Here is a 13,812-nt window from a genome sequence, read left to right as displayed (position 1 = left end):
GGGAGCCGTGGAGGAGTCATGACTATTTTTAAATCTTCAGCCCTGGTTCTGGCACTAAGCGGCGCGCTGTTTGCCGCAGCACCAGGCACGGCCGCGCCAGCAGCCACAGCGTTTGCCGGCAACTATCAGCCGGTGGCCAAAGTGGCGGCATCGCAGGCGCAGATCGTCTTCTACCGTGAAGCCGACCAGCACGCCGGCAGTGCCAACGTCTACGTTGACGGCGAATTCCAGGCGGCGCTGCTGCCGCAGGGCTTCACCACCTTCTGCGTGGCACCGGGCACCCACAGCCTCGGCGCGTTCGTTAAAGACGCACCGATGTACGCCGGTAAGCGCAGCCAGCCGTTCCGCGCCAGCCTCGAAGGCGGAGAAACCTACTTTGTCAAAGTGGGTGACGGCCTGAGCGGCATGCCGCAGTCGGTGACGCGCAGCGACGCCGAGCGCGCCATGAAAGCCATGCGCCAGCAGGCGCACACGCTGTCTCGTGCCTCTACCGTCGAAGCCTGCCAGTACATCGGCGTGGCGGAGAAGCAGTACAAGGATTACTCGCTCTCCAGCGACGTGCTGTTTGCCTTCGGCAAATCGAGCCGTGCGGATATCACCCGCAACGGCCACACCGCGATCCGTGAGCTGGTACAGCAGATCCGCCGTGAAAACACCACGCTGCGCAACGTGCAGGTGATCGGCCACACCGACCAGATCGGTTCCGCCGCCGCCAACGAAGCGCTGGGTCAGCGCCGTGCGGAAACCATTCGTCTGCTGATGGTGCAGGCCGGCATTCCGGCGCGTGACATCACCGCCGCCAGCGCCGGTATGAGCGAACCGCTGGTACACGACTGTTACGGCAGCAAAGCCGAGCAGATCGCCTGTTATGCACCTAACCGCCGCGTGGCCATCCGCGTGGACGGCAGCAGCGAAGTGCAGGAGTAAGCATGCCGCGCGGTGGGCGATATCCCCCGCGCAGTTATGCAGCAAAGTTCTCAGGGCCGGTTAATACCGGCCTTTTTTTATGCCCTCAAAACGCAACATAACTTTGCACATTTTGTAGCGGGGCAATTTATTGCGTAATGCCGCTCACTTAAGCAAATAATTGCCTGTTTATGCAGGTGCGCATGAATGCGCACCCTACGAAAACCCAGCTCTGTATACGTAGGGTCGCCATTCATGGTGACCGATACACGCTTAACTGACGAGCATTACGCAATTTATTGCGCGATAAATCGCGCCGCTACGATATGAGCGGTGATTGAAGGGTGTGCATATTTGATGAGTTATTTATGGGTGATGACGAGAATTGGTGACAAATGGCGAATAAGGAATTTTATTATTGAATGTTTGACAGGGCGGAGATGCTGTTTTCAAGGTAGGTTTTCGATTTCAGCATTTCAATGCGCTAACCCGAGCCAGTAACCTTATCTGAAAGGGTGCCGGGTGCGGTACCGCCACAATCCTTCCGCTATATCTGATCTCTGCAGGTGCCTGGCACCTGCACTCCACTTAAATATCATCAGGTCTGAAACCTGTAGAATAGCGGAAAGCGTCATCATCTCTTTGGGATGTTTGAAGAGTATTGCTGTGGGCAGTGCAACTGCGCAGATTAAAGCATGCATCTGGTTTAAGCGTTACTGATAGCCTTAATGGGAAATAGACTACGCCCATCCGCATTTGCAGGAAGGGCAGCCATAATTATCTGTTGCAATTATTATGGCTCATTGCCGTTAAGTTTCCCTGGCGTATTTATAAACGTCATCAGCTTCACTTAATGAAGAGGAGATGTTTCAGTAAACAGCGTGAATCTTGTTGATGTGTGCCTATCAATATAATTAAAATTTGTATCTATTTTATTGTCACCGTAGCGACAGCAAGATATCAAATGCTTCCGAAGACTGTCAATTGAAGCTAAAAAAGAAAATTTCTACGTGCCAGGTCAACAATATCAATGACGTTATTGGTCGCCATTTTTTGCATCATTTTCACTTTATAGGTGCTGATAGTCTTATTACTCAGGTTCATTTCCTGAGAGATGGTTTTAATCGATTTTCCAGCGCCAAACATCCGTAACACCTGAAATTCCCGGCGGGTAAGCGAGGATAAAATACGGGCATCATTCGGATATTTATCTTTGTGCTGGAACTGCTCTTTAGAGTATGCGTGCTTGCCTTCTTCAATCTCCTCAATGGATTCAAATAACGTCTCTAACGGCCAGGATTTACACACATAGCCTTCAATGCCCATCTGCAGGCTTTGCTGAATATGATAGTAACTCTCTGAAATAGATAGAATTAACGTTTTAAGTTTTGGGTTATAAGTACGCAGCAGCTCCAGTTTTTCATAGGCTGACTGATCCTGAAATAACGGCTCCAGGATAAGGATCTGCGGTTTGTGATGAATGTTGCTTAACAGCATGTCATCTAACGTTTCGGCGATAACAGCAATGTTATAACCGCGTTCAGTTAAAATACGTTTTAATCCGCGACGTATAAGCGGGTTAGTTTCAACTACAGAAATAGTGGTCATCCTGAAATAATCCTCCTTTTAAACAACCGTAAATTACTCTAACACAGCATTTAGCGGATATTGACCAAGACGTGTCTTTTAAAAAATATCACAGGAGAATTACTCTCCGTCAGCGGTTAACTGACGTTCAAGTTCTTCCACTCTCTCTGTGATCGCTATTAATGCTTCACGAAAATCGTTAATAGTGCAACTTTCGTCCTGACTGATATTTTCCAGCAGGGCACAGGCTTCTTCCAGTTCATTTCTCTGCATAATTCGTGCACCTCCGAGTAATCGGTGCGCCATTTTGGCTATTTGCAAACGATCACCGCTCTCCACCATTTTTGTCAATTTGTGCAGATCGCTGCGATTAGTGCGAATAACTTCTTCGTGTAAAAATTTTAATGCCTGCAGACGTTTCTGATCGTCGGAGATAATATCTTTAACCGGGGTGAATGCGCTGCGGCCCATTAATCGATTCACCGCGTCATGTAATTGCGCGCTACGCACGGGCTTGAAGAGACATTCGTTCATGCCGGCTTCACGGCACTTATCCACCACGCTGGATTGTGCATGCGCAGTCAGTCCCAGAATTGGCTTGGGCGCTTTATTGTGCTGCAGCTCCCATTGGCGAATATGGCGCGTCAGCTCAAAACCATCCATGCCAGGCATTGTGACATCGGTGGTGATGAGATCGATCGCCACGCCAGAATGCAGGATTTCAAGCGCCTGCTCGCCACTCTCGGCGGCTGTTACCTGGTGGCCCATCATCTCCAACTGCTGGGTCAGCAGCAGGCGATTGGGGCTGTGATCGTCAACAATCAGTACATGCATCGAGCGCTCGTCATCGTCGGCGCTTAGCGCGATGGTTTCTGCAGCGCAGGCTTCGGCGGAGAAGTAAAACAGGAAGCTCGCGCCCTCGCCGGATTCGCTCTCAACGTGCAGTTCACCACCCATTAACTCCGCTAAGCGGCGACAGATACTCAAGCCCAGTCCGGTGCCGAGCCGCGCTTTGCGTCCCTCAACCTGAACAAACGGAGCAAAAATGCGTTCCTGCTGTTCGCTGGTCAATCCTGGACCGGTGTCCGTCACATCGATCACCAGATCGCTACGCCCGTCATTGACCTCCTGAGATTGATAGACGCTTATCGTCACGCTGCCGCTGTCGGTGAATTTGATAGCGTTACTGACCAGATTGGAAACCAGCTGATTAATCATCAACGGATCGAGCAGATAGGTTGTATGTTCCAGCTCGACTTCCAGCGTCAGATCCAGATCTTTTTCCCGCGCGCGATTCTCAAACAGATTGACCACGCTGCTGACCAGCTGCGGCACATCAATACAGCTTGGTCGTAGCTCATAGGTGCCCGACTCAATCTTCGACAGATCAAGAATATCGCCAATCAACAGCAGCAGTGACTTGGCCGACTCCCAGGCCACGCGCACGTTCTCGTTGTTGATGCCCTGCTGCTGATGCTCATTCACCTCCAGCTCAAGCAGTCCAATAATCGCATTCATCGGCGTGCGGATTTCATGGCTCATACTGGAGAGGAACACACTCTTCGACTGGTTAGCCAAATCGGCCTCATCTTTGGCGCTGCGCAGGTCATTCACCAGCTTCTCTTTTTCGCTGATGTCGAGCCAGCCGCCAATCACGCCCACTACCTCGTTGTTGGTGTCACGCCACGGCACAATCCAGTGGTGAACAAAGCAGATGACGTTATTTAACTTCAGCGGGCCTTCGTAAACCTCCGGTACGCCATCGGTCATCACCCGTTTAATGATGGTGCGCAGACGATCCTTAACCTGTTCATCCAGATGGTCACTTTCCAGTAAATACTCCGCGAGCGTCTTATCCTCTCCCGCGTTTAACGCCTGACGTAGCGCCGGGTTGGAGTGCACCAGGCGCTTTTCACGATCCATGACGTACAGCGCAATCGGTGAGGCATCAATGAGCGTGCGCACAAAAGCGAGTTGATCGGCGAGGGCACGTCGTGCGCTTTCACGCTGCCGGCTAACACGGTGAATGTGGCGATTCCACAGCAGCAACAGCGCAACCACCAGCACAATGCACGCCGCCACTTTCACAATCACACCCTGCCAGTCGCGCCACGACGGCTGGCGCAGCGCGTTGTTTTTCGGTTGCCAGTGCGCATTAATGCGCTGCAATGCTTCAGGCGGGAGATCCAGCAGCGCTTTGTTCATGATGCTGACCAGCAGCGGATTATCTGGGTTAGCGGCCATGGCAATTCGGGCGATGTCATCGCCTAAACGAATGCCAATTTTGAAGCCGCGCTCGGGATCAGAGGCAAGCAGATAATTCGCGTCAAACTGGGTGGTCACTACGCCGTCGACTTCCCCTTTTTTCATCATCGCGTAACCCATTTCCACCGAAGGATTGGTTACGATGGCGATATCGGGATAGTGCTGCTGCAGCCACGGCGTTATCGGATTGAACTGCGTGACCGCAATTTTGCGCCCGCGCATCGCCGTCAAGCTGCTGAGGGTGGGCGAGGTGGCATTAACCATCAGCACCACCGGCGTCATCAGATAGGGACGAGTGGTTAGCACATTCCACGTGGTTTGGTAATCTGCCGTCATCGGCACCACCGCGTAGAGCGCGTCCGGATGCTGCTGGCCGAGGCGGATCATCTCGGCGCGCCCGTGTGCCGCTATGAAGTTAAACTTCATGCCATAGCGGGACGCCAGCGTATTCATCAAGTCCACCACCACACCGTTGAGCTTGCCCTCTTTATTGATAAAAGCGTTGGGCGCCGTGGTGGCGTTGAACAGCACGGTGATTTCCGGGTGGGTGCGCAGCCAGTTCTGCTCTTCCGCCGTGAGTGCGAGCGGATTGGCTTTAATCACATTGTCGCTGGTTAATCCCCAGCGATTGGCAATGCCAATACGGCTGGCGAGCGGGATGCGGTTTAAGGATTCATTGATCGCCCGCAGCAGCAGTGGATTACTTTTACTGACGCCAAACGAGAGATTGAGATTGCTGAGTACCGGGCTTTGAATAATCCGGAACTTAGTCGCGAAACCATTCCGGATAATGAAATCGGCGGTTGAGCTATTAATCCAGGTCGCGTCGCTTTGCCCCCACGCCACGGCAGAAACGGCATTGATGTAGCTTAATTCGGGTTTGATACTGGCATCCGGATAAGCCTGCGCCAGCTCCGAAGCGCGACTGTAATCGGCAATATAGCTCAGTGTGCGTCCCGCTAAGTTCAGCGGCGAGTTCGATGGCTCTTTATCGCGTAACAGCAATACTGAGTGATCCAGCAACCAGGGCAGGCTGGGAACGATGCTGTCGCTTGGGTACAAATCGGCATTGTAGGCGCTGAGTAAATCGATGCTGCCCGCCGCTAATGCGGCCTGCGCGTCTGCCGGGCTGGCAAAGCGATGCACTTCAACTTTGACATCCAGCGCGCGTTCCAGCACATGGATGTAATCTGCGGCTAAGCCTTCATAGGTTTTGGGATCCACGCTCAAATAAATCGGCGGCTGATCGGGGCCCCAAACGCCCACCTTTAAGGTTGGATGCTGAGCCAGCCAACGGGTGATGGGCGCATCAAATTTAACCTGGGTGGTGATGACCTCGCTGCGTGGAACTAACGTCAGAGGTGTGGAAGCCGCTGATACCGCAGTGGCCAGCAGGCTTAATAGCACCAAGGCAATTCCTGAGTTAAGAAGTTTTCGCAGCATAAAAACGTGAGGTCCTGTAGGAAAATTTGCGTAGATCACCGCAGGTTAACGAAGGGATCAGGTTGCTGTTAAGCGTAAAGATAGGCGGGAAGTGTAGCTTTTTCCTGGATGCCCGACGAAGAAATATCATGGTTATGAATCAATGCAAGACACGTCTTGCCGATAATCAGCGCGTACCATCACATCACGCAGCAATATTCATTTAGCGCTAATTTTCTTAGTGGCAGATAAGCGTCACTGACAGCGTGTTCAGGTGACATTTTGCTTGCTAAAAGCGGCAAAACTCTGCGCCCGAAATAAACCAAGATGAGTCTTGTATCCGATATGTAAGAAAATTCCTACTATCTGCCGCATCCGATATCGCGTCTAACCAATGAGTCAGTTGCGATATTTCTATCTCAACATAGGGTTTAAAATGAAAAGTATCGTCACTGCTATTAGCGCCGTTTTATTACTGTCCGGTTGCGTGGCAGCCAATAAATCGACTCCTGCACCTGAAATGAAATCCGTGGTAACGGCTCCTGCACAACCTTTACGTGTTTCTGCTGCCGAATCTCAGACTCAGGATTACGCCTCGCGTATTATGCAGTGCCGTAAAGAGTTGGATGCACTGCAGACCTATAACGTGGCGAAACATCAGCAATTTAAAAATGAGTTTGATAGAACCGCTGGTCAATTGAAAAAGTATCTCGAAGTAAAAAATGGCATCAGCAGTGATGTAAATGATTTGGCGATGCCTAAATATCAATTTGCGATTCGCGATGTGTGCTTCCGGGTAAAAAGCGAGCTGGCTACCAGCATTATTAAGGCAGCTTAAAGAACATCATCATTTAAACCCTGTTCAACGAAAGAACGGGGTTTAATATTTTATCAAGTTTTAAAACCGGGATACATCTTGTTCCAATAAAAAGTCAATTTACCTAGGCTGGCGGCAATTAAAACGTTGTAGAAGGTGGCGGCATGCTGCCGCTCTATTTAGACATTTCCAGGGAAATCTAAAATGCCTGCTGCTAAGCGTCTGGTGATTGGCTCGCTGCTGTTTGCTGCCGTTGTACCTTCGGTTATTGCCTCGACTGTTTCAACCAATCCTTTTGGTGAGGCTTATCGTAAACATCAACCGGTGACGCAAGCCCTGAGCCAGGTGGTGTTTTATCGGCAGAATGCCCTCGTTACCGCCAGTGGTGGAGCAAATATCTATATCAATGGAAAAATGCACACCAGCCTATTGCCCGGCGGTTACACCTCTTTCTGTGTGCAACCCGGCACTCACCATCTTGGCGTAAGGTTAGGGCGGTTTTTACCAGCCTCGGGAGAGCATAAAAGCCAGTTTGTGACCACCATGAAGCCCGGACGCACCTATTTCTTGCGGGTAGATGAGCATACCTTGATGCATGAACCGCCTAAATCGGTCAAATCTGCGTTAGGGGAAGATGAGTTAAAACAGACGCGTCGCCAGGCGCATTTGCTGTCCCGCGCCACGTCCGCGCTGCCCTGTGCCTTTGATTATGCCTTGACGCAACCCAGGGTAGATTATCTGTTACCCAGCCAATCGCTGTTTTTATCTGATACCACTTTGTCGCAGCAGGGACGCGAAGCCATCGCCGATTTAGTGGTGCAAATCCGCCAGGACCACGCGTGGATCAATCAGCTGCAAGTCAATATGGTCGATCCTGGTAGCACCCGGCCCGCGCAACAGCAGCGTGAAGCGCAGTTCCGTCAGGCGCTTATCGATGCCGCCATCTCTCCCGACAGCATCACCTTCGTGCGTAATGCGCTGCCGCAGCAAAACGTCTTTGTTCTGCAGGTCAATTAATTTCTGTTGGCAGTATCCGTGATAACACAATCGGCACAATCAAGACCTGGCTTGTGGTGAAGTTATCGCCAGAACACCAGAATTGTCTGATATGGCGGGACAGCGAGTGCAGCCCGTCTTTCAGCAATTCTGATGTGAAGAAAACTGCAACTTCTGCGGCGAATGAGGATATTCACAATGAAATTATTTACTCCTACACTGGCTGGCACCGCCCCGACTGCGTGGTTGTCCAACCTGATACAGCAAAACTTATCTACAGATCGCGCTGATAAGTTCAAAGCCCATGATTGGCAGAATTTTGATGTGCGCAGCCATGCATGGTCAGAAGGCGGGCAATTGATGCAGTCTTTGAACCAGGCCAACGGCGTAATGACGTTGCATGGCATGTTGGTGCACGGCTCCGCCGCTTCGTTATTGGCGCTTGGCGGCATGGCGGCAATGGACCGTGAAAGTAGTTATGAAATGGTCATGGCGAGTGCAAAAGCCGCTGCGGCAGTGACTAAAGTTGAGCTGGTAGACCAGTGGGCGGCCATCGCTGCTGATACAGAAGTTGCGCAGCCAAAAGAGCCGCAGACGTCTAAAACTGAATCTGAAGAGAGCGACGTTTTTCTCGCAACGGAAACTCTGCATGAGATCGTATCTGAGATTGAAAATATCTCTTTGAATATGCAGGCCGAGTCACAGAGAGCAGATGCTGGTTTCACCCAGCTCGAACTGGCTGCCAGCGAACTTGAACTGTTAGACGAAGCGGTGATTGATTCATCGCTGAATGACGCCAGCAACTTCAGCTTTGAAGTGCTCAATCAGCGTCAGGAATCTCTGCTGGATGCCACGCTATCTGATGAAGATCGTTTGACGTTCGCCGGTAAAGCCGCACCTGCAACGCTGGTTGAAGTCCTTAACCAGCATGGTGAAGTGATGGGCAGCAGTGTGGTGGATGCCAGCGGTAACTGGTTTATTCAACTACAAAAACCACTGGCGGAAGGGGATTATGAGTTCAGGCTATTTACCACTGACACCCAGGGTGTACGTGAAATTGCGGCAGAACCGATTCGACTGGTCGTGGTTCAGGCCAAACCCGTGGAGAGCGATGATGTAAGTCTGTCGGACTTGATCAGCGCGGTTCCGCTCATCACCACCGTGCCGTTAATTGACACCGCTTCACCGATTAATCTGACGCCGGTTGAGCCGGTTATTCAGCCAGCTAAAGTTGACTTTGCTTTTGGTCTCAGTGAATTACTGCCAGTGGGTGAATCAGATCTGTTCTTAGACGAAATGCCGCTGGAGCTGTCGCCACCATTGGATGAATTAAGTCTGCAAATGTTGATTCATCCACAAGGCGGCATCACGCTGTGGGAAGAGGAAGAGACATTAATGCTGACGCAGTTGGGTGATGTCGCCAGCTTTGTGGCTAATCCGCTCGAGCCGCTGCTGGATAACCGACTCTCAGATAATACCTATTAAGATGGAAGGCGGGTATTTTAATCAATACCCGCAAAACTACGATGACAAAAAGAATTTTTCTTCTGACCCTTTTCATGCTGTGGATGAAAAATGGTTTTGCAATTCATCCCACCCCAGAAAACGCCTCAACCATTGAATCAGCCTTCGTACAAAGTGAGCTTGGTCAGGATCAGGCGCGCATCGTTTATTATCGTAAAGACGATCGTTTTACTGAGGGAACGGCTAATTTATATGTGAACGGTGAATATCACGCCTCGCTACAGCCAAACAGCTATGTGGTATTTTGCCTGACGCCAGGGGAACACTTTATCAGTGCCTGGACAAAGGAAGCGCCGCACTATTTAGGCAAGGAAGCGCTGACCGGCGAATATCAACTGGCGCAAGGTGAAACGGTATATCTGCGCGTAGACAGTGAAATTAACGGTCGCTCGGTTATTAAACCCGCGTCAATGGCGCTTAATGAATTAAGTGGACTGGATAAAAGTATCCATTTACTTTCGCGCGCATCTGCCATTCAGGTTTGTCACAAGGGCGTTGTCGCGCCTTAATTGTTACTTCATATCAACCCAATAAACCCTAATTGCATTAGGGTTTATTGGGTTTTTTGCCATATCGGTCTTTTTTCCAATCATCTTAATCCTAAAAGAAAAAGAATTTTCTTATTTCTGTGCCTCAGACCTTAAAGCAACCAAGACCCGGCTTGTATCTCCCCTCCCTCCCGTCTGTCAGAATTTTCTCAAATCGCAGGAATATTCCTGCACGAAGAATTGCCACCAACGACACACCGACTGAGATGCTGAAATGGATGCGAATTCGCTGACAGAGCAACAATCTGAATTGCAAGCCACTGCGCGCGTGCAAACACGTATTGACGACACACTACTGCAAAGCCTCTCCTGGGTTTGCCACTACTACGGCTTAGGTAAAAGTGATGACGCCTTAATGGCCGGCTTGCCAAAAGGCACGCTGCTGACGCCATCGCTGGCACTCAAGGCGCTGGAAAATGCCGGCATGACCGGCGGTCTGGTAGAGCGTCAGGCGTGGGAGCTGCCTGAGCAGGTTATGCCGATTATTCTGATTCGCAAAGGCGCGGGCGGGACGCTGTTGTTAGGCCGTGAACGTCGCAAAAACGAAGAAGATAAAATGACGGTTTACTACCAGTTGATCATGCCGGAAGTCAGCATGTCACCGGTAGAGATCACCCATGAAGAGCTGATGGAGTGGTACGCCGGTTTCGCCATTCTGGTGAAACCCACCGCGAAAGTGGATCCGCAAGTGGCAGAAGACCTGCCACAAAACCAGAAGCATTGGTTGTTCAGCACCTTGTGGGTGTATCGCCGCTATTACCGCAGCGCTGCATTGGCGGCAGTGATCGTCAACGTGCTGGCGCTGGCGAGCATCTTCTTCACCATGAACGTCTACGACCGCGTAATTCCAAACCAGGCGTTTGTCACGCTGTGGTCATTAGCGATTGGCGTGGTGGTAGCGATGGTATTTGAAGCTGTCACACGTTACGTGCGTGCGCACCTGCTTGATGTGGCGGGGAAAAAAGCAGATCTGATTTTGGGCAGCGTGCTGTTCCGCCAGGCTCTGGCGGTGCGCATGGAGAATAAGCCGTCCTCATCTGGCCTGTTTGCTAACCAGCTGCGTGAGTTTGAATCGGTACGTGACTTTGTTTCATCTGCAACTCTGGCGGCGATTTCTGACTTGCCGTTTGTCCTGCTGTTTGTTGCCGTCATCTTCACCATCGGTGGCCCGCTGGGATGGGTGCCGTTGATGATGATTCCAACCATTATCCTGGTCAGCCTGATTATTCAGTGGCCGCTGAAGAAAATCATGCGCAGTAACTTGCAGGAAGCCTCATTGAAGCAAGGCGTGTTGATTGAATCGATTGAAGGCATGGAAACCCTCAAAGCCGTAGCGGGTGAAGCCCACATGCAGCGCCGCTGGCAGAACTTCAGCGCCATGCAGGCCACCAGCGGCATGCAATCAAAGCGTATTTCTACCGCCGCGATGGGTGCCGTGACGTTCCTGCAGCAGTTCCAGACCGTGTTGTTGATTGTGATTGGTGTGTATCTGATCTCCGATGGCACGCTGACCATGGGTGCGCTGATCGCGACCGTGATGTTGTCGGGCCGCGCCACGGCGCCGCTAGGCCAGGTAATGGGGTTAGCGGTGCGTTTTCAGCAGGCGAAAGCGGCTCTCGATTCGCTTAACAAGCTGATGGATATGCCGACCGATCGTGACCCACAGCAGAACTATCTGCCGGAGCCGGAACTCAATGGCGACATTGAGCTGAAAGAGATTGCGTTCTCTTATCCAGCACCGCCTATGCGCCCTAATCCGGAAATCCTTACCGGCATCGGTTTCAACATCAAAGCGGGTGAGCGTGTGGCGATTTTGGGCCGCATCGGCAGCGGTAAATCGACCTTGCTGCGCATTATGGCGCGCCTGTATCAACCCGTGAAAGGGCAGGTATTTGCCGGTGGGCTGGACATTAACCAGATCGACCCTGCGGACTGGCGTCGTTCGGTGGGCTACGTCGGCCAGGATGCACGTCTGTTTTACGGCACCCTGCGTGAAAACGTGATGATTGGCCAGCCAGACGCCACCTCCAATGAACTGCTGCGTGTGCTGCGTCTTACCGGACTGGATCAAATTGCTGCGCGTCATCCAAGCGGGATCAACCTGCCGGTCGGCGAGCACGGCAACGCCTTATCGGGTGGGCAGCGTCAGCTGGTCTCCCTGGCGCGCACCTTGTTATTACGCCCTAAAGTGCTGCTGCTTGATGAACCCACCAGCGCGATGGACAACCAAACCGAGGCCATTTTCCTTGAGCACCTGAAGCGTGCCACGGCGGAACAGACGCTGGTGGTGGTGACACATCGTCCCTCACTGCTGGCTCTGGTTGATCGCATCATCATCGTCGAAAACGGCAAGGTGGCCGCTGACGGTCCTAAAGACAAAATTCTGGCGAGCCTGCGCGGCGATAACGCTCAGCCGCGGGCGCAACAGAAGGCCGTTGCTACCCCGCAGGCCTCAGCGAACGAGCCCGTTAACCCAGAGGCGCAAGCTGAGGAGAAGACAGTATGAAATGGCTCCGTTTCGGTTTCGGCAAAAAGAAGAAAACGGTCTCTGCCGCCGATGCCCAATTTATGAGTGACATCCAGGAATCACTGATGTCACAGAGCACGCCGGGCTCGCGCCTGGTGCTGTGGATGATTCTGCTTATTTTTAGCTCCGCCATTATCTGGGCCAGCCTGGCGAGGGTGGAAGAAATTACGCGCGGCGACGCCACCATTATTTCTAAGAGCCGCGAGCAGGTTATTCAGAGTCTTGAAGGCGGTATCCTGGCGGAGATGAACGTGCGCGAAGGCGGCATCGTCGAGCAGGGGCAAATCCTGCTGAAAATTGACCCAACGCGTGCGCAATCGAGCTATCGCGAAGTGCTGAATAAAGTCATTGGCCTGAAAGCCACCATTACGCGTTTGCGTGCTGAAGCTTACCAAATGCCGCTGAAGTTTGATGAGCAGGTGATGTCCGACCCGGCGGTGGTTCAGCAGGAGACGCGTGCCTACAACTCGCGTATGAAAGCGCTGGATGAGAGCGTTGAAGCCTTACAGCGTAGCTATGCGCTCTCGATGCGTGAAGTCTCGCTGGCCGAACCGCTAGCGAAACGCGGATTGCTGTCAGAAGTCGAGCTGCTGCGTATGCGCCGTTCAGCCAACGATCTGCTGTCGCAAATCGTTGAGCGTAAGAACCGCTTCCAGGCCGATGCCAACTCCGAGTTAATCAAACTGGAGCTGGAGCTGTCGCAAACCTCGGAAAACCTGATTGGTCGCTCTGACGTGCTCGACCGCACCAGCATTAGTGCTCCGGTGCGCGGCACGGTGAAGAATGTGCGCGTCAATACCATCGGCGGCGTTATTCAGCCGGGCGAACACATCATGGAGATCGTTCCACTGGAAGATCAGCTGCTGGTGGAGGGAAAAATCCGTCCTTCTGATGTCGCCTTCCTGCGTCCTGGCTTACCGGCGATGGTGAAGATCACTGCCTACGACTATGCGATTTATGGCGGTCTGACCGGGAAAGTGGAGTTTATCAGTCCCGACACCTTAAAAGATGACCAGAAATCCGCTGCGGGTCGCCCGGATGACACCTATTACCGCGTGATGGTCCTGACGGATAACAGTTCGTTGCACGCAGGTGGCAAGGAACTGCCGATTATCCCTGGAATGATCGCCACGGTTGAAATTCGTACCGGTGAGAAAACCATCCTTGACTACTTGCTGAAACCGGTGATGAAAGCCCGTGAAGCATTCCGTGAGCGTTAA

At 52.1% G+C, this 13,812-nt stretch carries 9 protein-coding genes; 7 read left to right on the top strand and 2 right to left on the bottom strand.

Translation table 11 applies throughout. From position 1 onward, the window contains the following. Positions 1–18: 18 nt before the first annotated feature. Entirely contained in the window at positions 19–927 is a 909-nt protein-coding gene (locus WFL93_RS06940; RefSeq protein WP_336777640.1) for an OmpA family protein, read from the top strand. Positions 928–1,896: 969 nt separating this feature from the next. Here the strand turns inward: WFL93_RS06940 and WFL93_RS06935 are convergent. After that, positions 1,897–2,514, bottom strand: a complete 618-nt coding sequence (locus WFL93_RS06935) for a response regulator transcription factor (protein WP_336777639.1) — start codon at positions 2,512–2,514, stop codon at positions 1,897–1,899. Between the two features lie 99 nt (positions 2,515–2,613). Further along, positions 2,614–6,201 carry an ATP-binding protein gene (locus tag WFL93_RS06930; protein ID WP_336777638.1) on the bottom strand — a complete coding sequence of 1,196 codons (3,588 nt, stop codon included), beginning with the start codon at positions 6,199–6,201 and terminating at the stop codon, positions 2,614–2,616. A 415-nt stretch (positions 6,202–6,616) separates the two neighbouring features. Between WFL93_RS06930 and WFL93_RS06925 the strand changes: the two genes are divergently transcribed. From WFL93_RS06925 to WFL93_RS06900, 6 genes are all read left to right on the top strand, one after another. Then, positions 6,617–7,018, top strand: a complete 402-nt coding sequence (locus WFL93_RS06925; protein WP_336777637.1) for a hypothetical protein — start codon at positions 6,617–6,619, stop codon at positions 7,016–7,018. Between the two features lie 183 nt (positions 7,019–7,201). Continuing rightward, positions 7,202–8,014 carry a DUF2846 domain-containing protein gene (locus WFL93_RS06920; protein ID WP_336777636.1) on the top strand — a complete coding sequence of 271 codons (813 nt, stop codon included), beginning with the start codon at positions 7,202–7,204 and terminating at the stop codon, positions 8,012–8,014. 177 nt (positions 8,015–8,191) lie between these two features. Then, positions 8,192–9,478, top strand: a complete 1,287-nt coding sequence (locus tag WFL93_RS06915) for an Ig-like domain-containing protein (RefSeq protein ID WP_336777635.1) — start codon at positions 8,192–8,194, stop codon at positions 9,476–9,478. 41 nt (positions 9,479–9,519) lie between these two features. Then, the gene (locus WFL93_RS06910; protein WP_336777634.1) at positions 9,520–10,026 is read left to right on the top strand and encodes a hypothetical protein; all 507 of its coding nucleotides are present in this window, start codon (positions 9,520–9,522) and stop codon (positions 10,024–10,026) included. 253 nt (positions 10,027–10,279) lie between these two features. Then, positions 10,280–12,571 carry a type I secretion system permease/ATPase gene (locus WFL93_RS06905; RefSeq protein ID WP_180823967.1) on the top strand — a complete coding sequence of 764 codons (2,292 nt, stop codon included), beginning with the start codon at positions 10,280–10,282 and terminating at the stop codon, positions 12,569–12,571. Next, positions 12,568–13,812, top strand: a complete 1,245-nt coding sequence (locus WFL93_RS06900; RefSeq protein WP_176972936.1) for an HlyD family type I secretion periplasmic adaptor subunit — start codon at positions 12,568–12,570, stop codon at positions 13,810–13,812. The genes WFL93_RS06905 and WFL93_RS06900 overlap by 4 nt, the downstream gene beginning before the upstream one ends.

Source organism: Pantoea sp. USHLN256 (genome assembly GCF_037149875.1).
Lineage (GTDB): Bacteria > Pseudomonadota > Gammaproteobacteria > Enterobacterales > Enterobacteriaceae > Pantoea > Pantoea nemavictus.
This window is presented reverse-complemented; position numbering and strand designations above follow the sequence as displayed.